Origin of the sequence: Commensalibacter sp. M0355, assembly GCF_016101365.1 — a bacterium.
Classification (GTDB): Bacteria; Pseudomonadota; Alphaproteobacteria; order Acetobacterales; family Acetobacteraceae; genus Commensalibacter; species Commensalibacter melissae.
This window is the reverse complement of record NZ_JACFQQ010000001.1, coordinates 550,656-570,725: the sequence shown is the minus strand read 5'-3', so window position 1 is coordinate 570,725 and position 20,070 is coordinate 550,656. Positions and strand designations below refer to the sequence as shown.

Here is a 20,070-nt window from a genome sequence, read left to right as displayed (position 1 = left end):
AATCTCGATTTATTTATAAACTTGACAAAATTAGGAAACTGTTATGATTTTCAAGTTAATTATTATTCAGAAGATTGCGTATTTTCGGGAATGATGACTTTTGAACCTTCATGTAAAGTATCAATTCCGTCAGTAACTATTTTTTCATTTTCAACTAAACCAGCGGTTATAACCGTATGTTCACCATCATTATATCCTGTTTTGATTGTCTGTATTTTAACCGTTGAATCTTTTTGAATAACATACACAAAGGAACCATTTGGTCCTGTTTGAATAGCATTATTTGGTAAAATCAAAGCATCTTTAATAATCTTAACTAGTAAATGGGCATTTACAAATTGGTTTGGAAAAAGCTCCCAGTTTTTATTTTTAAAAATGGCTCTCAACCGAACGGTTCCTGTTGATGTGTCAATCTGACTGTCTATCACGCTTGTTTTTCCTGTGGCAAGTTTGGTCGTATTATCGGTGTTCCAAGCCTCAACGGTTAGTTCTTTTTTATTTTTCAAAGCTTCCAAGACAATGCCCAATTGATTTTCAGGTAAGGTAAAAATAACCGACATGGGGGTCATCTGGGTTAAAGTGGCCAATCCTCCGCTTTGGCCTTCGGTAATATAATTTCCCGCATCAACCTGTCTGATCCCGATGCGGCCGTCAACAGGTGCACGGATGTGACAGTAGATAAGATTTAATTCTTGCTGTTTGATTAGGGCCTGATCTGTTTTGACCTGTCCTTCAAGCTGGGCAACCTTATATTGCTGATCTTGAGCCGTCATGGGGGCGATACTGTTTTGTTTTAGAAGGGTTTGATAACGCTTATTATCCAATTTTGCCTGTTGCAGTAAGGCCGTGTCGGCTTTTAAATTGCCTTCATATTGTGCCTTCAAAGCTTCTGAGGGACGTGGGTCAATAAGGGCAAGTAAATCATTTTTCTTAACCAATTGCCCTTCCGTGAAAAATACTTGTTGTAAATAGCCGGAAATTCGTGTTTGTACGGTAACATTGGAAATGGGAACGACTGTTCCAAGTTCAGTTAGAATAACAGGTAGATGGCTTTTCTTTACAATTGTTGCTGCAACGGGTTGTTCAACAACATAATGGGAATGCTCGGAAGTTGATGAAAATACACCATAAAAACGATATGCCACCCCAATAATGACAGCTATTAGACCGATATATAAAAATATTTTTAACCATGGATGCAAACGTGAGTGAGATTTATCAGAATTTGTTGTATTTTGGGGTAAAGTCATATGCAAGAAACTTATTTTTAATGGCAATATCTAAATTTATATAATTAAAAATCAAAATAACAAAACTAATTGTGACAAAATAAATCATTGCAGAATTTAATCAATATTAAAGTTGATTACTTCATTTTTTAATATTCCTTAACCCTGGAGATTTTATATCTCTAAAAAGCGGCATTGTAATCTAAGTGATTGATAATTTTATAGACTTTTTGGTTTGGAGTTGTCATAATTACCAATAGTCTATGAATTGTTATTATAAAAGGTGCATAATATGAGTAATGTAAAAGATTTTATTAAAAATACTGCTGAAAAAATTGAAAATACATTAACGGATGGAAAGGCAAAATTAAAGGACGCGGTTGACCATGCCAAACAAAATTATGAATCGGTGAAAAACGAAGCAAAAGATACACTTAAAAACATAAAAAAATGATAAGATTGCAATCCTTTTTTTAAGGAGGGAACAATGTCAAAGAATATGGAAGATACTTTAAGGGAAGTTGGTGCAAAAATTGGCAGCTCGATTGATGATGCCAAAGATAAAGCACAGGATGCCTTTTCTCGTGCCCAGGATAAAAAACAGGATACTATTGATCAATTAAAAGACAAGGTTCAAAACGTCGCGGACCAGGCCAGAGAAAAAGGCCAGGATTTAAGAAATAAAGCATCTGATCAAAAAGGAAAACGTTTTGAGGATTTTGCGGGTGTTGCCGATAATGAATTTTCGCGTCTATATGGTTCTGAGGGAAAAATGGAATGCTTGATGAATTTCATTCGGAACCGTCCTGTTGCAGCATTGGTTATCGCTTTGATTGCCGGAACATTTTTATCAAGGATGTTTAAATGTTGTTGTAAACATCGTAAATGTAAATAAACTAATAATTAAATTTAAAATTTAGGCTTAAAAAAGCTGTTAATCAGAAGTTATTAACAGCTTTTTTTATTTTTTTCATTTTAGGGCTATTCATTTGCGACTCGTTGAGTATAGTAGGTTATTGGTTTAGAAACGAATTATTTGAGTAGAATGCATCATAAAGTATCAATTGCAGGCGTGGATGAAGTGGGAATGGGTTGTCTTGCTGGTCCTGTTGTTGCTGCCGCTGTAATGTTTCAGGAAAATATTCCTGAGGATATTTCAGAATTGCTTGATGATTCAAAGAAAATCAAACCTGCATTGAGACAAGAAATTTATGTGGTTTTAAATCAAATGCCGCATGTCAAGATTGGTGTTGCCGCGGCATCAGTTGATGAAATTTTCCAATTAAATATCAGGAAATCCGCCAGTTTGGCAATGCAAAGGGCTGTATCAAAACTAAATATTCTTCCTGATCTTGTATTGGTTGATGGAACGATCGCTCCTGATTTTGGATGTGCCACACAAACCATTATCAAGGGGGATGGATTTTCATATTCAATTGCTGCGGCATCAATTATCGCAAAGGTTTTGCGCGATAAGCTGATGGTCGGTCTGGCACGGAAATGGGATCGGTATGGATGGGAGCATAATGTGGGGTACCCAACGGTTATGCATCGTGAGGCCTTGAGGAAATATGGTTGTTCTCCACATCATCGCCAAGGATATATCACCGTAAGACAATTTTCGTTTTCAATGGACGTAGAGCAAAAAGAGCAAGGAAAAGGTCAAGGATTTTATGAGTGAAGCAGTAAAATTAAATATACCTTTGGATCAGATTTTGAATGGTGAATGTATTCAGGTCATGAAAACAATACCTTCTGCGTCAATTGACTGTATTTTTGCCGATCCCCCATATAATTTGCAATTACAGGGAGAATTGCGTCGTCCAGATGATACAATCGTGGATGGGGTTAATGAAGATTGGGATAAATTTAAGAGTTTCCAACTATATGATCAATTTTGTCGAAGCTGGTTGAAGGAATGTCATCGTTTATTGAGAAAAAATGGAACAATTTGGGTTATTGGTTCCTATCATAATATTTTCAGAATTGGAGCAATTTTACAGGATCTTGGTTTCTGGATCTTGAATGATATTGTTTGGCGGAAATCCAATCCCATGCCAAATTTTAAGGGAAGACGATTTACCAATGCGCATGAGACATTAATATGGGCAGCCAAAGATGCTGATAGTAAATATTGCTTCAATTATCAGGCCATGAAAACCTTAAATGATGATATTCAGATGCGTTCTGATTGGTTTCTGCCTTTATGTACTGGACATGAAAGACTTCGAAATGAACATGGACTAAAATTACATCCGACCCAAAAACCAGAAAGCTTGCTATATCGCGTTATCTTGTCCTCTACAAATATTGAAGATGTTGTATTGGATCCTTTTGCTGGAACTGGAACAACCCTTGCCGTGGCAAAAAAACTTCAGCGACGTTATATCGGGATTGAGCGTCATCCAGACTATATGAAAGCCGCCCTTCGACGTGTGAACAATGAAAAGCCGTTATCGATTGAAGATATTAAAGTCACCCCTTCCAAACGAGAGATTCCTCGTGTTCCTTTTGGAAACCTGATTGAACAGGGATTTATTCAGCCAGGAACAATTTTGATGGATAGAAATAAACGCGTTTTTGCTACAGTAACATCCGATAGCACTGTTATCAGTGGAAACAAAAGAGGTTCCATTCATAAAATTGGGGCCCTTGTAACAAATTCACCTTCTTGTAATGGATGGACCTTTTGGCATTTCGAAAGAAATGGAGGATTATATGCTCTTGATATATTGCGTAATGAATATAATACAATGACTAAATTGGCCAAATCTTAAATTCAAATGTAAAACCTAGCTTTTGTTAAAACCGAGAAAGCCGATTTCAGGTTTGGAAATATTGTTATAATGTGAATATGTGTTTGATTGGTTGAGATTTGAAACAGTTTTACGTTGATTTTGACCTTTAATGGATAAATGTCCTTTTTCACTTTTAACCGAAACCGTTGATATTTCTCTATCACCATTTAGTTTTTGAGGTGAGTTATTATAGCCACGCATTGACAAAAGCAAAAAGGTGATGCGATCGCGATTAAGATCAATGGACATTTCCAGAGGTGTTTGACCCAAGACGTTGGTTGCATGTAAATCGGCACCACGGTTTAAAGCATCTTGTGCAGCGTAAAGGTTTCCGACATTGATCGCTTCAAAGAGGGATTGTGTTGGATTTTTGCTATCATCATCATTTGAATCATCATCAGTTGGATCATCATCGTCATCATTTGTTGATGTTTTGTTTGCTTGACTATTTTGCTTGTTGTTTTTGGATGAAGAAGTTACTTTTGATGTTTTTTGTTCAGGGTTGTTTTTTGCTGTCTGGGCAACGCCAGACAGGACAGGTAATGTAAAATATCCGCTGAACGCAAGGCAGAATAGCAAAGATAATAAACGAGATTGATAATTCATGTGATTATTCTCTTGATAGAAACCAAAATCCTGAAGCTAATATTTCTTTTATCAAATCAATCATGAATAAGAAACACTTTCTTTATATCATATTTCAAAAGATATTTTGCATATTAAGTTCATGGATATGCATTTACAGTTTATTTGTTATGACATAATGATAAAATTCAGAATAGGAATGATGTGGACATGATAGATTTATAACATAACCATTATTCATCAAGAAAGAATTGAAATGGGAATGATATAAATTTTCAAGAAAATAATTTTAATTTTGTATTGTTTACTGACAGGTTTGCAAAGCCGCAAAGAATTATTGATGGGTCTGTTGTTGAATTAATCTCTAAGGAATAGGATGGGTCGTTTCAATAGAATGATTATAAAAGTGACTGTTTCATGAATATTTTGGATAAATTACCTGATCAATCCAAAAAGGATTTAAAAAAATTATGGGATATTTTTCCTAATGCACGCTTAGTTGGCGGTGTGGTTCGGGATTTGATTGTTCAGAAACCAATTTCTGATATTGATATCGCAACCATGGATCTCCCTGACCGTATAATTGAAAAATTAAGTCGGGCAGGGATAAAGGGGATACCTACAGGTATTGAACATGGAACAGTTACGGCAATAATAAATCATCATTCATATGAGATAACGACATTACGTAAGGATATTAAGACTGATGGGCGACATGCCAAGGTTGTTTGGACACAGGACTGGCGAGAGGATGCTGCCAGACGTGATTTTACAATTAATGCTTTATATTGTGATAAAAACGGAAAATTATGGGATTATTTCCATGGACAGGAAGATCTTTCATTAGGTCATGTTCGTTTTGTAGGAACGGCACATGAACGTATTGCAGAAGACTTTTTAAGGATTTTAAGATATTTTCGTTTTTATGCACGCTATGGCAAAACTCAACCGGATTTAGATGCTGTGAATGCCATTCAGTTTTATGCGACACAGCTTGATACTTTGTCGGCAGAGCGAGTTTGGTCAGAATTAAGAAAGATTATCACGGGTCCAAGAGCGGGGGATGTATTAAATTTGATGGATAGATATGGGGTTTTAACCGTTCTAATGCCTTTTGGGTATCGTATTGATCCGTTTCTTAAACTTATCGCGGCAGGAGTGCCTGATAATGCAATTATCCGCCTGTCTGCCTTAATTAAGGGGTCTGCCACAATAGTTGCAAAAAAGTTTAAATTGTCCAATAAAGATGCTAAATTCTTATCAAGATTGGAAAAACCGTTATCCTTAAAAGCCGATGCATCGGATAAGCGGCTTGTTCAATTAAAGGCATTATATTCTCTTGACGTTCTTATTGGCCAAAGCTGGCTAGAACAGATTAAACACCAGGATGATGATTTCATTCTATGGGATAAATGGCGTAAACGGGTTATTGATATACCGACACCAGTTTTCCCCGTAAAAGGTAAGGATTTAATTGAACTGGGAGTTGAAAAAGGTCCAATAATGGGGAAAATTCTTGAATCGGTTAAAATATGGTGGATTGATGGTGGATGTTATGCTTCCGCCTTGGATTGTATAGAGTGGTTAAAAAGACACAGTTTGAAAAATACAGATTAAATATTCGATTTAATATTTTAATTTGGGTTAAAAAGCTTTCATATCATTTGCTCCATGTAAAAGTATCAAAGCGTGAATCAAGAACAGAAATACAATAAGAAACAAACTAAAAGAAAGATGATTTTATCCCTGATACTGGGGGAAGATAAAAGCTGGCCTTTTCTTCAACGTTTATGGAGAGAGCAAATACGTTTTTATCCGAAACGTATTTTATTGATTGTTATCTCGACAATTTTTATGGCCGGATTGACAGCTTTATACCCTTTGGTAATAAAGCGCGCATTGGATATGTTTAAGGATAATGATCCTCGAATTTTGTATCAGATCCCCGCCCTGGTTGTTATGGTGACGGCCGCAAAGGCCGCGTCACAATATATTCAGACGCTTTCCGTACAAGATTTGGTTTTACAGATTATACGGGGGCTGCAGAAAAAAATGTTCTTGCATCTGGTTCATGCAGATATCTCGTTAGTTGAAAAGGAAGCCCCCGCACAGCTTTCCGCCCGTTTTACCACTGATGCATTATCCATACGTGAAGCCATGATAAGAATGGTTAATGCGTTTGGAGATGCAATTACGGTTATTAGTTTGATTGTTTCGATGTTCTATATGGATTGGGAGTTGAGTCTAATCGCGGCTCTATTATATCCAATCGCTGCTGTACCTATTCAAAAATTAGGAAAGCGAGTGCGCAAAGCATCCGGAAATATGCAGGAACAGGTTGGAAAAACCGCAGCGTTATTGAATGAGACTTTTTCACAGGCCAGAACCGTTCGTGTCTATGGAATGGAAAAGCGTGAAATCAGACGGTTGGGTCAATCATTTGATCAATTATATGATGCTACTCTAAAAATTATTCGAGGTCGTGCAAAAGTTGATCCAATTATGGAAGTTTTGGGAGGAAGTGCCGTTGCGGCGGTTTTAGGATTTGCTGGCTGGCGTGCTGCGATGGGCGGTGCAACCTTGGGGGATTTTTCAGGCTTTGTAGCGGCTTTGCTTTTGGCGGCAAGACCGTTGCGGGCTTTGGGATCTTTAAATGCGGCAATGCAGGAAGGCATATCTGGTCTAAACCGTATTTTTAATATTATTGATCAACCTATCAAAATAAAAGATAAAATGAATGCACTGCCTTTACCTAATGGAAAAGGGAAAATTCAATTTCAAAATGTGCATTTTATTTATCCAGGTCGTGAAGTCGGATTGCATGGTTTGAATTTTGAAATTGAACCGGGCCAGACTGTTGCCCTGGTTGGGCCCTCGGGTGCGGGAAAATCAACGGCGTTGACTTTGATCCCTCGTCTACACGATATACAGCAGGGACAGATCATTTTTGACGGCGTTGACTTGCGGAACATCAAAATTCATGAATTGCGTTCAGCAATCGCCTATGTTCCACAAGATCCGTTGTTATTTGATATGTCTATTATCGATAACATTCGGATCGGTAATCCGTATGCAAGCAAAGAGGAGATCGAAAAAGTCTTGGAAGGGGCAGCTATCAATCGTTTTCTTGGAGATTTACCAAAAGGCCTGGATACAAATGTTGGTCATGGTGGACAATGTCTTTCAGGAGGTCAGCGTCAGAGAATTGCCCTTGCACGTGCGTTAATAAGAAACCCTCGTTTATTGTTATTGGATGAAGCGACAAGTGCATTGGATACGGAAAGTGAACATGTCATACAAAAAGCCTTGGCTAAACTGCGAAGGGATTGCACGACTTTAATTGTGGCCCACCGTTTGTCTACTATACGAACAGCCCATGTCATTATCGTTGTTTCGGATGGGAAAGTTGTAGAACAGGGAAATCATGATTATTTAATGAAACAGCAGGGCATGTATGCCAGATTGATACAGACGCAGAATCTGGATTATTAATAATTTTATCATTGTGGATGGACATTTATGACAGCGGATACAACTGACTCGAAACAGGATCTTGATTCATCTGAAGAAAAAAAATCCACCAATCCCAAAAATAAAAAAAAGGCAATCCGGTATCTAATGTTTTTCATTATGATCATTGTTGTCATTTTAATTGGTTTATATTGGTGGTTTACACGTAATGATGTTAGTACGGATGATGCGTTTACCGCCGGGCGTGCCATTACGATCGCACCGCATGTCAATGGTTACGTGACTGAATTATTGGTCAATGATAATCAGTTTGTCCATAAGGGTCAGGTTTTGTTGAGGATTGATGCAAGGGATTACAAAGCATCTCTTTTACAGGCGCAAGGTAATTTGGAAAGGGCAAAAGCCCAGTATCTTGCCTCACAATATTTATTGGAAGTTGCAAAAAAGAATTATCCAGGTCAGCTAAAAGTTGCCGAGGGACAACTGGAAGCCGCGAAAGCGCAATTATTCAAGGCCAAAACGGATTATGTTCGTCAACATAATATTGCGCGTCCTGCTACAACCCAGCAGGCGATTGATTACGCCACTTCCGCTTTTAACCAGGCAAAAGCGGAAGTGGACAGAGCTGAAGGTAATTATTTAATTGCCACTCCAGTCGAAGCCAATATTGGCAATGTCAAAAGTAAGGTTTCTGATCAGGGTGGGGCTGTTAAGGCAGCGGAAGCACAATTGGAAACGGCCGCTTTAAATGTTGGATGGACTGAAATCAGGGCACCGCATGATGGATGGATTTCCAAACGTAACGTTGAGCAGGGCAGTTATGTAACCGTTGGTCAATCCCTTTTATCCATAGTTGAACCAGAGGTTTGGGTAATTGGAAACTACAAGGAAACACAGATTACCAATGTTCGTCCGGGTCAAAAGGTCAAAATTGAGGTGGATGCATATCCATTTATGAAACTAAAGGGGCATGTTGATTCAATCCAGGCAGGAACGGGATCTGTCTTTAGTGCTTTTCCACCAGAAAATGCTACGGGTAACTATGTCAAGATTGTACAGCGTGTTCCTGTTAAAATATTGATTGATGAAGGACTGGATCCCAATGTTCCCTTGGCCATAGGTCTTTCAGTCGTGCCAACGGTTTACACGAAATGAGTCAATCCGCTACTTTAAATACCGTAAAAGAGGAATGGAAGCCAAAACATAATCCATGGTTAATTGCCATTGTCGTAACTCTTGCCGCTTTTATGGAAATTCTGGACACGACAATTGTCAATGTATCTTTGCCTCATATCGCCGGCAGTTTATCAACAACCTATGATAATGCGACTTGGTCATTGACCTCCTATCTGGCGGCTAACGGAATTGTTTTAACAATTTCGGGATGGTTAGGAAGGATCCTTGGACGAAAACGTTATTTTCTTATTTGTATATTCATGTTTGCCGTATCTTCTTTTTTATGTGGTATCGCGAATAGCTTGGCTCAGCTCGTTTTATTCCGCCTAATGCAAGGATTTTTTGGGGGGGGGCTTCAACCAAACCAGCAATCGATAATTCTCGATACCTTCCCTCCAGATAAACGGGGGGCAGCTTTCGGACTAACGGCAATTGCCACTGTGGTTGCACCTGTATTGGGTCCATCCTTGGGCGGTTGGATCACGGATAGTTATTCCTGGCGGTGGATTTTTTTTCTTAACGTTCCTGTCGGTATTATAACAGTGTTTGCAGTGGCCATGCTTGTTGATGATCCGCCTTGGGCCAGAAAGCGTAGTGAACGAATTGATTATATTGGGGTCAGCTTAATAACGCTGGGACTTGGTTGCCTGGAAATCATGGTGGATCGTGGGGAAAATGCTGACTGGTTTGGTTCGGGTTTCATCTGTTGGTTGGGTTTTTTTTCCGTAATTGGTATCATAGGCGCAATAATATGGCTTCTTTATACTGAAAATCCTGTTGTTGATCTAAAAGTATTCAAAGATCGTAATTTTGCAATAAGCTCAATTTTAATGGCTGGATTGGGTGGATGTCTATATGCATCAGCTGTAATTGTTCCACAATTTACGCAGCAGATTATTGGATACACGGCTTTTCTTTCGGGATTGGTTCTGACACCAGGTGGGATTGCCATCATCATTTTAATTCCTGTTATTGGCAAAGTGATCAATGTTGTTCAAATACGTTATGTAATAGCGATGGGTTTTTTCCTATTCGGCTGCGCGTTGTTTTATTCAGCCAACTTGGTGCCAAATTCGGATTTTTTGCATTTGGTCATGTACAGGATATCACAATCGGTTTGTCTCGCTTTCCTATTTGTTCCTCTCTCAACTATTGCCTTTATGACAATTGAAGAAAAATATAATGCAGATGCTTCGGCATTGTTTAGTATGACAAGAAACGTATTGGGGGCCTTATGTATTTCTGGAGCAACAGCTTTAATCACTGAAAGAAGGCAGGTAAATCAGGCACACATGGTACATTGGATGTCTCCTTTCCATCAGCCTTTTAATGATTATTTGGCACATATGCGTGCAGTGGCTCAGCAATTGGGATATGCAACACAGGATCAGGCAGAAACAGCCATGAAGTATCTTTATCAGGATTTCATTAAACAAGTGGCAATTTTGGCCTTTAACGATGTATTTATGATTTTAGGTTGTTTGGCTTTTCTTCTCGTACCATTTTGTTTTTTTCTGGATGGCTATACAGCAAAGAAAAAAAAGGCAGATAGCTAATTACATGTATTTATGAAAATATTCGGCTATTTTTTGATAAAGATCATGTTTGAACCCGGTGTTGATTTTCGCCAATTCGGAAGATGAAATCCATTTCCATTCATTGAACTCTTTTTCATTATGGGTATTTAGATCAATATCGCTATCTTTCCCCAGAAATCTAACAGCAAACCATTTTTGGCTTTGTCCTTTATACTTACGTTTAAGAGGATTGCCAATTATATTGGATGGGAAATCATAGGATAACCATTCGGGATATTCCTCCAGAATTTCTATGTTACTTGTACCAATCTCTTCCAACAATTCACGTTTAAGCGCTTCTTGCGGGGTTTCATTTTTGTCGATCCCACCTTGGGGAAAGGCCCATATCCCATCTTTTGCCAGATCATGGCGTAATGCAATGAAAATTTCCCCTTTTTTGTTAAGGATAAAAGCTGCAACATTACGACGATAAGGTAGGGCTTTCATGATAAAATCCTTATTTGGAATGGATAGCAGGATGATCAGGAACAGACTTGTCCTGATGATTGGGCTGCTTTTGTTCTTGTTTTGAAGAATTGGCTTTGTTATCGTTGGAAGGTTTTTGCTGAACGGTGTTTTTACCTTTACTGTCCAAAGAGGCCGATTTTTTTAATGGGATAGGAAAAGGTTTATCATTGGATAATCCGGCCATGGATCTTATAACTTTTAGACCCTGTTGTAACTGGAAATCAGTTGAGGGGTTCGTATAATCAAATTTTGCCCAATCTTTAGGAGGCTGGGCCGGTATTGATTTCGCAATTGCAGGTAGATCATTTCTGATGGGAGCTTTGGTTTGGTTTCCGCCTTCATTTTTGATAATATGATTTAGGTCAGCTTCACGAATGCTAAATTCTGGTGCATCGTAACTATCTTGCACCTTGATATCGGGGCTGATACCCAACCCCTGGATTGAACGGCCAGATGGTGTGTAATATCGCGCTATCGTTAGGCGGATTGCACCATTTCCAGGAATAGGCATGACAGATTGAACAGATCCCTTACCAAAGGTTTTTTCCCCTACGAGCACAGCACGATGATGATCTTGCAGAGCTCCAGACACGATTTCACTTGCCGATGCCGAACCTCCATTAATAAGAACGACAATAGGCAATCCATTGGTAATATCTTTCCCCTTGGCATTCCATCTTTGATTATCCTTAGGATTGCGTGCTTTGGTTGAAACAATGGCACCTTCCTTTATGAAATCCCGGCTGACAGAAATAGCCTGATCAAGTAGCCCGCCTGGATCATTACGAAGGTCAATGACCAGACCGGCAAGTTTGTGGTTGCTTTCTTTTTGTAGTTTATCAAAGGCCTGACGCATATTTTTCTCTGTTTCTTCGTTAAACTGAGAAATTCGAATATAGCCTATACGATCATAAAGAGCTGACTTTATTACTTGAATGTGAATGATTTCACGGATCAGGGTTACTTTAATAGGTTTCGGTTCTTTCAGACGGATCAAAGTCAGGGTGATTTGTGTTTTAGGTTTGCCACGCATTTTATCGACGGCTGCATTTAGGGTCATTCCGTCAATATTTTTGCCATCAATCGCAATGATATAATCCCCGGGTTTAATACCGGCCCGTGCGGCAGGTGTTCCATCAATTGGTGAAACCACCTTAATATGCCCCTCATCTTCTTGTACCTCCAAGCCAAGGCCACCAAATTCACCTTTGGTTTGAATCTGCATGTTGGCAAATTGTTTTTCCGTCATATATGAACTGTGGGGATCAAGTCCTGTCAACATTCCATTCAACGCATTGGTGATCAAGTCCTTGTCCGCAACAGGCTCAACATAGCCGGCTCGAACGCGTTCAAACACATCTCCAAACAAGGTGAGTAAGCGATAGGTTTCAGCACTGTTATTTTGTACCTGATCTTTTTTTACATCTTCGGCCAATGCTTGAATGGTCAGTTGGTTATCCGACCGTATCCAATTTTGAATCTGTGATCCCAATCCAATGCCAGCGATAAAAAGTGTCGTACCTAGCAATAATCCTGTACGGAACTTCATGCTGATTTTCTCCTAATACTTGATCCTAAAGTGGAAATATTAACCTGTCTTTTATAATTAAAATCATGTTATATGTTAAGAAATATCTTTACCATTATAAAATTAAACGAAATTATCTTATAAAAAAGGAGATGGATTGATTGCTCTCTCGCCCCGTCGTAATTGCACAAAAAGGGTGGGACGTCCGGTTTTTCCGCCTGACCAGGCCGGCATTTGACCGATCATAATCCCTTTTTGGATCGATTGTCCAATGGCTACGGATAAACTATCCATACCAGCCAACACGAACCGGTAGCTTTTTCCACAATTCAGAATGATCATGTGCCCATACCCTCTAAAAGGTCCAGCGAACTCGATTAGTCCGCTGCAAGGGGAACGGACTGTTGCTTGAGATTGGGGGGCATAGGTAATTCCCTGCGCTGGACCAGTTTCTGTTTTACTTCCCCATAATGAGACAATGGGTCCGATGACGGGTGCATTGGCCTTGGATGTGGTTCTTGAATTGAGACCAGGACCGTTGTTGGCTGATGAGATCATGGCTGACTCTTTCCGTGCTTTCTGCAATCGTGCCATATTATGTGCTCTTTGCGCTCGGATAATTTCAGCTTTTAAAGCGCGTTGTGCCCTGATTTTTGTTAGATTGATCTGTCGAATTGCATCATTAAGATTTTGCGCCTTCTGAGCTGCATTAGCTGCATTCTGGGAAATCTCAAAAACCGTTTTGGCAGATTCCTGTTGAGTGATGCGGGCCTGCTTTAAAGCCTTGGTTAATTGATTTTGTTCATTTTCCTGTTTTTTGTGAAGTTGGGCAAGATTCGTGATCTGAATTGTAAATTGATTTTGTAGCTGATTGATTTCCTCTTTATGTTGCTTAAGAACTTTTGCCTGATTTTCCAGCTGCTTGGATAGGTTCTGTATGATGGACAAACCTATTGTTGTATGAGAGGATGGCGAAGGCGCCGCGAGTAATGTATCTGAGGGATATAGGGATAACCGTTCAATTAAGGGGAGGAATTTTGAAAAATTTTTTGATTCGTTTTGCAACTGTATATTCAAGGTTACAATCTTAGATTTCAGATTTGTTATTTCCTTGTTAATTTCCTGAATTCGGGTTTCGGTTGTCTGTAGTTTTTCAGTTGCCTGAACCATATTGTTATTGATTTGATGCGTTCGCTTTTTATCTTGCTGGGCTTTTAAAATTGCACGTTGTTTTTCTTTTTGAATAGTTTCCAAATTTGAATTTATTTTTTCTTTTTCTTTCAAAAGTTGTTTTTGTGTTTGTTCGCTTTTATTCAGAATTTGCTGCAATCTCGTTTGCTTTTGCTGTTGAGCACAGGCATGATGGGGTAGTCCGGTAAGGAAAATACTTATCTGGATTATAAATATAAAAACATGAAATTTAAAAAATGAAGATAAATGACAGAGTTTCAGAACGGCCTCGATAAATTCAATTTATGTAAAAATATTTAATCATTGATATATTAAAATTTTACAGTGATAAAATGAAGATTATAAAAAACCTTTAGAATGAATTATTCTAAAGGTTCGTTAATGACATGCAAAACTCGGTTGATAAATATTTTATTCTTTGATCAGCACTTTACCTGTCATTTCCTTGGGCTGTGGTAAATTCATCAATTTTAAAATCGTTGGTGCCAGATCTGCCAAACGACCGTCATGCAGTTGAACATTTTCAACACCGTCAAGGATAACGGGAACTCTGTCAAGCGTATGTTGAGTATGAGGTTCACCAGTTTTTTCATCAACCATCATTTCACAGTTTCCATGGTCAGCCGTAATAATTAGGGCTCCATGTTGTTTCCTGATGGCTGGAACAATTTTTCCTATAGCTTTGTCAACCGCTTCAACCGCTTTAATGGCAGCATCAATCTTACCTGTATGACCCACCATGTCAGGATTTGCGAAATTGACAACGATCAGGTCATATTTTTCACTGTTGATGGCATTTACAACTTTTTCAGTTAATTCGGGTGCCGACATTTCAGGTTGAAGGTCATAAGTTGCAACTTTTGGAGAGTTGACCAGAATACGATCCTCGCCAGGGAAGGGGTCTTCACGACCACCATTCAAGAAATAAGTGACATGAGGATATTTTTCCGTTTCCGCAGCCCTGAGCTGTTTCAATCCAGCGTTGGAAACGATTTCACCCAGAACATTGGTTAATGTTTCTGGTGGGAATAGCACGCCCATTTTCTTGATTAATGTATCGCTATATTGTGTCATCCCCAACACTTTAGAAAATTGGACGGTTTTGGTACGTTTAAAACCTGTAAAATCAGGTTCCAATAACGCATCCATTAACTGACGGATACGATCAGCTCTGAAATTAAAGGATAAAACGGCATCTTGATCCTCCATTCCCTTATAATCACCAATAACTGTTGGCACGATGAATTCATCGGTAACTTTTTGATTATATGATTCAGAGATTGCAGCTAACGCATCCGTTTTGTGAGGACCCTTGCCCTCTACAATAACATCATAGGCTTTTTCAACACGATCCCAACGTTTATCACGATCCATTGCATAATAACGTCCTGAAACAGTGGCAATCTTTACATCCTTTGGTAGTTCATTTAAAGCCGTCTCTATATAGCCCCTCGCAGATTCAGGAGGAGTGTCACGTCCATCAGTAAAGACATGTAGTGCAACTTTAATGCCATAATCGTGTAAGGCCTTGGCCAGACCAATGGCATGTTCCTGATGGGCGTGCACGCCTCCTGGTGAGAAAAGTCCGAGTAAATGGCAAGTCTTGCCATTTTTCTTCAGGGTTTCAACAAAATCCTTAAACAATGGTTTTTTCAGAATGTCTCCAGTTTTAATGGCATGGGTAATTTTTGGAAGTTCTTGCATAATGACACGGCCAGCGCCGATATTCATATGTCCGACTTCAGAATTTCCCATTTGTCCATGAGGCAATCCAACATCTTCATTACTTGCATCAAGAAGAGCATGTGGAGAATTTTTAAAAAGTGCATCAATATTGGGAATACTGGCATTGGCAATAGCATTATCTTTTTTATTTGGGTTATACCCAAATCCGTCAAGGATTGTCAGCATAACGGGGCGATATTTTTTTTGAGTCATTTTTATGTCCTGTTTATTTGTTCATGGATCGTTTTGATTTTTGTTTTTGATGAACGTTATATAGTTAAAAGTTAGTTAAGTAGATAAATGAATGCAACCAGAATTTAAATTTTATCAATGATTGACTATGATCTTATAAACTAACCATATTTTGGAAAATCATAATATTATGATTCATAATCTGATTTCATGGGGATATTTATTTAATGCTTGAAATAATATCAGTAATTTTAACGAAATTATATAAAAATAATTAATAAATATAAGTATAATTGTTTAAATAAATTAAAATTATTTATTATTATTGAAATAATTTGTAAATAATAGATTTTTTTATAAAAAATTAAAAATATAAAGGTTTTAAAAATGAAAAAAGAGAATTCATGGATGATGAATCTAACTCCAGAGCAATTACACGTTATCAGAGATCATGGTACTGAAGCACCCGGCAGCAGTCCTTTGAATTATGAATGGAGAGAAGGGGTGTATCAATGTATTGCCTGTCATGCACCCCTGTTCAAGGCAAATATGAAATTTGAAAGTGGTTGTGGCTGGCCATCTTTTTTTTCTGTAATAAATGGTGCGATCGAAACGGAAGTAGATACAAGTCATCATATGAAAAGGATTGAGGTTCATTGTGCCAGATGTAAGGCACATTTGGGTCATTTGTTTCAGGATGGACCTGCGCCAAATGGGGAAAGGTATTGTATTAACGGGATTGCACTCAATTTTGAAAGACAAATAAAATAGTTTATTTAGCCAAAAGATACGTCTTTAGTAAAAACCAACCAGAAAACCAGGGCACAAAGGGCAATCAGTGAAAGCGTGAGAAAAGCCTGATCATAACCATGGTATTTTGCTATTGTTCCTGCAAGATAATGACTGCATGATGCGCATAATCCCTGACATGTGAAGATAATGCCTAGTCCCGTATTAAATCGTCCTGATCCTTGCATTATCTTGGCAACGATTCCAGGGATGGCAACACCGATCAGACCAGCACCAACACCGTCAAGAATTTCAGCAGGAAGCAAAACAAGGGGATGTTGAATTGTTCCAATCAGTAATCCTCTTGCAGGTAGTGCAACAAGGGCTAAAACAAGCAGAATTCTATATTCATGCCGTCTTGCAAAAAACGCGGCAAAAATGGCCATTGGGATCATTGTTGTCTGAGCAATTATGATCGTCATGGCGGTATAGGATCCCGGTTTATTGATAATATTTTTTGCAACCATTGATTGACTTAAAAGTGGAAGCATCGCTGCATTGGCAAGATGGAACAAACCGATCGTAACAGCAAGAATAAAAAGTTTTTTATTTTTTAAGAGTTTGAAAAAGGGTTGGGGACTGGTTTGGTTGACATTTAATCCCCGTGCAATTTTATTGTCAATTTGTCTGGATGGGATTAATGCAAGGGCTGTAATAGCCAGGAATGCTGAACAGCTCATTAAAATAAAAATAGCCTTTAATCCAAAATAATAACTTGCTATTCCGGCTATAAGGGCTGCACAAGCATTTCCTGCATGGTTAAATGATTCATTATACCCAATTTGTTTATCAAAGAGATCAGGTCCCACCAATCCTATTGTTATGCTGACTGTTGCTGAAATAAGGGTTGCTCCGGCAATGGCAATTAACATTTGAGAAATGATTGTCATTGGCAAATTGGGATAATGATAGATAAAATAGCAGCCGATAATGATACTGATTGTGGCAATAATACCTATATTTTTTTTGTAACGAATATGATCAATCAGCATACTTACGGGTGTGGTGATGATTATGCTGGTTAACCCAGCCAATGTCATGACAAAACCGATTTTATTAACTTGCCAATGATTTTGCTGCAGAAACACACCTAGGAAAGGTCCTAAACCGTCCCGAACATCGGCTACAAGAAAATTAAACAGATTAAGAAAATAAAGTGGCATAAAATCTTGAAATTGTCATTGTTATGAAGAATTGATTATATATGATTTATTTTCTTTAAAAAGCGGCTTAAAAAAAATAATTAAGTTTAAAATTACTTTATTTGGTGAATACTCAATATTTTATAAATAATTTGATGAATAATAAAAGTAATTTAAAAGTGTTATAATTAATTGTATTAATTTTTTATATAAAAGTTTAAATATGACTATGAATTTATCAAAAAATATTTTTGAATGTTTAATTCAATAGCTTTAAATAAATTTTAAAATAAATGTTTATACAGGATTTAAAATCATTGAATTAATTAAGGTGATTGAATACGAATTGATTGAAATATATCCGTATTCAATCAATTCAGACTAAATTCTTTCGACAGTATATTTTTCTCGAAGGCTTTGTATAATTTCCTCTGCATGTTCTGCACTGCGTGCTTCCGCCATAATTTCGAGAATGGCCGATTGAACGCTTGAGGTCGAGAATAACCGTTGATGTGATACCTCTATGATATTTCCACCCTTTTCAGTTCCAATAATGTGGGAAATGTCAGCCAATACACCTGGACGATCAGGAATTGAGAATCTTAGACGTAATAGTCTTCCTTCTCGTAGGAGGGTTCGAAGTAGGGTGTTGGCCAATATACGTGTATCAATATTTCCCCCGCTGATAGGAAAGGCAATATTTTTACCCTTAAACCGTTCTGGATAGGTTAGAATGGCAGCCAGACCACTTGCCCCCGCTCCTTCGGTAATTTGCTTGGCATGTTCCGCTACAAGGGTTATAGAATCCTCAATGGCCTCTTCTGGGACGGAAACGATATCTTCCACATATTTTTCTATGACTTCAAAAGGATAAAAACCTAGTTTGCGAACGGCTATACCTTCCGCAATGGTTGCACCGCCAGGTGGTTTTAACGCTTTATGGGTGGCAAAGGAATATGAAAAATAACGATCGCTTTGAACACCAATTATTTTTGTATAGGGTCTTAAAGCGGCAGCTACAACAGCACATCCTGAAATCAGTCCACCCCCGCCAACGGGAACAATCAGGTAATCAAGATCTGATTTTGTATCCTCGAAAATTTCCAGGGCCAATGTTCCCTGTCCAGCCATGACTGCGGGATCATCATAAGGATGAATGAAAACACGTCCATCTTCCTTGGCGAGTTGATTGGCATATTGGGTGGCCTCGGTAAAATCTTCACCTTCCAAAACAATCTTGGCACCCCAGGCCGCAGTTCGGTTGATTTTTGTCACAGGTGTGAATTTCGGCATGACAATAATCGCATCAATGCCTAGTAATTGTGCATGGCGTGCAACGCCTTGGGCATGGTTGCCGGCTGAAACGGTGATAACCCCCCGTTTTTTTTCCTCTTCAGTCAGCAGGGCAAGTCGGTTGGCAGCGCCACGTTCCTTGAAAGAGCCAACGGCTTGAAGATTTTCAAGTTTCAAGGTGATATCTGCATTTACTCTTTTTGACAGGGACTGACAAAATAGGGCGGGAGTGCGGATAATATTTTTATTTATCCGTTGCGCCGCATCATGGACGTCGTTAATTGAAATCATAATAGTATAAATCAGGGGTTAAGCGTAGATAACATCAAGGATTTCATAAGATCGATCTCCCCCAGGTGCAGGGACAGAGATCGTTGCTCCTTTTTCCTTACCGATCAGAGCCTTGGCCAAAGGGGATGAAATTGACAATAGACCTAATTTGATATCGGCTTCATGAAGTCCAACAATTTGAAAGGTGGACTCTTTTTCTGTTTCTTCATCAATCAAAACAACTTTTGCACCAAATTTAACAGTGTTTCCTGATAGGCTTGATGGATCGATAACCTGAGCCGATGAAATTATCTGTTCAAGTTCCAGTATGCGTCCTTCAGTAAAAGACTGGCGTTCACGCGCCGCTTCATATTCTGCATTTTCAGAAAGGTCGCCATGACTGCGTGCCTCAGCGATCGCACGTATAATTTCTGGCCTTTCTTTATCTTTAAGTCTGCGTAGCTCTTCTTCCAGACGTCGTAGCCCTTGAGCCGTCATTGGAAATTTTTGCAAAGTTGAATGTCCTTTAAGAAACAAATTAAGAATATTATATAAATACAATTGTTATTATAAACATATTTTTCTATAAAGAAAATTTTTGTAGCATATTACATTATTTTATTTCTAAATCAATTC

18 protein-coding genes are annotated in these 20,070 nt (G+C 38.4%); 9 read left to right on the top strand and 9 right to left on the bottom strand.

Annotated features, from left to right (window positions below):
* Positions 1-62 precede the first annotated feature (62 nt).
* A complete protein-coding gene (locus tag H3T44_RS02730) occupies positions 63-1,250 on the bottom strand; it encodes an efflux RND transporter periplasmic adaptor subunit (RefSeq protein ID WP_198195920.1) in 1,188 nt (395 codons plus the stop codon).
* Between the two features lie 271 nt (positions 1,251-1,521).
* Here H3T44_RS02730 and H3T44_RS02725 point away from each other — a divergent pair, with 271 nt between their 5' ends.
* From H3T44_RS02725 to H3T44_RS02710, 4 genes are all read left to right on the top strand, one after another.
* Positions 1,522-1,683, top strand: coding sequence for a hypothetical protein (locus tag H3T44_RS02725; RefSeq protein WP_155565769.1), 162 nt, complete (start codon positions 1,522-1,524; stop codon positions 1,681-1,683).
* 33 nt (positions 1,684-1,716) lie between these two features.
* On the top strand, positions 1,717-2,124 hold the full coding sequence (locus H3T44_RS02720; protein WP_110438375.1) for a hypothetical protein: 408 nt from the start codon (positions 1,717-1,719) through the stop codon (positions 2,122-2,124).
* A 150-nt stretch (positions 2,125-2,274) separates the two neighbouring features.
* Positions 2,275-2,910, top strand: coding sequence for a ribonuclease HII (locus H3T44_RS02715; RefSeq protein WP_198194941.1), 636 nt, complete (start codon positions 2,275-2,277; stop codon positions 2,908-2,910).
* Entirely contained in the window at positions 2,903-4,006 is a 1,104-nt protein-coding gene (locus H3T44_RS02710) for a site-specific DNA-methyltransferase (RefSeq protein WP_198195918.1), read from the top strand. The genes H3T44_RS02715 and H3T44_RS02710 overlap by 8 nt, the downstream gene beginning before the upstream one ends.
* Positions 4,007-4,021: 15 nt before the next feature.
* On the opposite strand, the gene H3T44_RS02705 is transcribed toward H3T44_RS02710, so the two are convergent.
* A complete protein-coding gene (locus tag H3T44_RS02705; RefSeq protein WP_197037447.1) occupies positions 4,022-4,633 on the bottom strand; it encodes an ankyrin repeat domain-containing protein in 612 nt (203 codons plus the stop codon).
* Positions 4,634-5,029: 396 nt separating this feature from the next.
* On the opposite strand from H3T44_RS02705, the gene H3T44_RS02700 reads away from it, so the two are divergent.
* The 4 genes from H3T44_RS02700 (at position 5,030) to H3T44_RS02685 (ending at position 10,815) form a co-directional block, all read left to right on the top strand.
* A complete protein-coding gene (locus H3T44_RS02700) occupies positions 5,030-6,229 on the top strand; it encodes a CCA tRNA nucleotidyltransferase (protein WP_198195916.1) in 1,200 nt (399 codons plus the stop codon).
* 117 nt (positions 6,230-6,346) lie between these two features.
* Complete coding sequence (locus H3T44_RS02695) at positions 6,347-8,104, top strand: ABC transporter ATP-binding protein (protein WP_198196122.1); 1,758 nt, start codon at positions 6,347-6,349, stop codon at positions 8,102-8,104.
* 27 nt (positions 8,105-8,131) lie between these two features.
* Positions 8,132-9,238 carry an HlyD family secretion protein gene (locus H3T44_RS02690; protein ID WP_198195914.1) on the top strand — a complete coding sequence of 369 codons (1,107 nt, stop codon included), beginning with the start codon at positions 8,132-8,134 and terminating at the stop codon, positions 9,236-9,238.
* The gene (locus H3T44_RS02685) at positions 9,235-10,815 is read left to right on the top strand and encodes a DHA2 family efflux MFS transporter permease subunit (protein ID WP_110438370.1); all 1,581 of its coding nucleotides are present in this window, start codon (positions 9,235-9,237) and stop codon (positions 10,813-10,815) included. The genes H3T44_RS02690 and H3T44_RS02685 overlap by 4 nt, the downstream gene beginning before the upstream one ends.
* On the opposite strand, the gene H3T44_RS02680 is transcribed toward H3T44_RS02685, so the two are convergent.
* The 4 genes from H3T44_RS02680 to gpmI form a co-directional block, all read right to left on the bottom strand.
* Positions 10,816-11,283 carry an RNA pyrophosphohydrolase gene (locus H3T44_RS02680; protein WP_155580730.1) on the bottom strand — a complete coding sequence of 156 codons (468 nt, stop codon included), beginning with the start codon at positions 11,281-11,283 and terminating at the stop codon, positions 10,816-10,818.
* A 10-nt stretch (positions 11,284-11,293) separates the two neighbouring features.
* Positions 11,294-12,853, bottom strand: coding sequence for a S41 family peptidase (locus H3T44_RS02675; RefSeq protein ID WP_198195912.1), 1,560 nt, complete (start codon positions 12,851-12,853; stop codon positions 11,294-11,296).
* 117 nt (positions 12,854-12,970) lie between these two features.
* Entirely contained in the window at positions 12,971-14,161 is a 1,191-nt protein-coding gene (locus H3T44_RS02670) for a murein hydrolase activator EnvC (RefSeq protein ID WP_198195911.1), read from the bottom strand.
* Positions 14,162-14,434: 273 nt separating this feature from the next.
* A complete protein-coding gene (gene gpmI / locus H3T44_RS02665; protein WP_110438366.1) occupies positions 14,435-15,961 on the bottom strand; it encodes a 2,3-bisphosphoglycerate-independent phosphoglycerate mutase in 1,527 nt (508 codons plus the stop codon).
* A 366-nt stretch (positions 15,962-16,327) separates the two neighbouring features.
* On the opposite strand from gpmI, the gene msrB reads away from it, so the two are divergent.
* Positions 16,328-16,711 carry a peptide-methionine (R)-S-oxide reductase MsrB gene (gene msrB, locus H3T44_RS02660; protein WP_110438365.1) on the top strand — a complete coding sequence of 128 codons (384 nt, stop codon included), beginning with the start codon at positions 16,328-16,330 and terminating at the stop codon, positions 16,709-16,711.
* Between the two features lie 5 nt (positions 16,712-16,716).
* Here msrB and H3T44_RS02655 read toward each other — a convergent pair whose 3' ends face one another.
* The 3 genes from H3T44_RS02655 to greA form a co-directional block, all read right to left on the bottom strand.
* Positions 16,717-17,892, bottom strand: a complete 1,176-nt coding sequence (locus H3T44_RS02655) for an MFS transporter (RefSeq protein ID WP_198195909.1) — start codon at positions 17,890-17,892, stop codon at positions 16,717-16,719.
* A gap of 360 nt (positions 17,893-18,252) precedes the next feature.
* Positions 18,253-19,455 carry a threonine ammonia-lyase gene (locus H3T44_RS02650; RefSeq protein ID WP_198195907.1) on the bottom strand — a complete coding sequence of 401 codons (1,203 nt, stop codon included), beginning with the start codon at positions 19,453-19,455 and terminating at the stop codon, positions 18,253-18,255.
* Between the two features lie 18 nt (positions 19,456-19,473).
* Positions 19,474-19,947, bottom strand: coding sequence for a transcription elongation factor GreA (gene greA, locus H3T44_RS02645; RefSeq protein WP_110438619.1), 474 nt, complete (start codon positions 19,945-19,947; stop codon positions 19,474-19,476).
* Positions 19,948-20,070 lie beyond the last annotated feature (123 nt).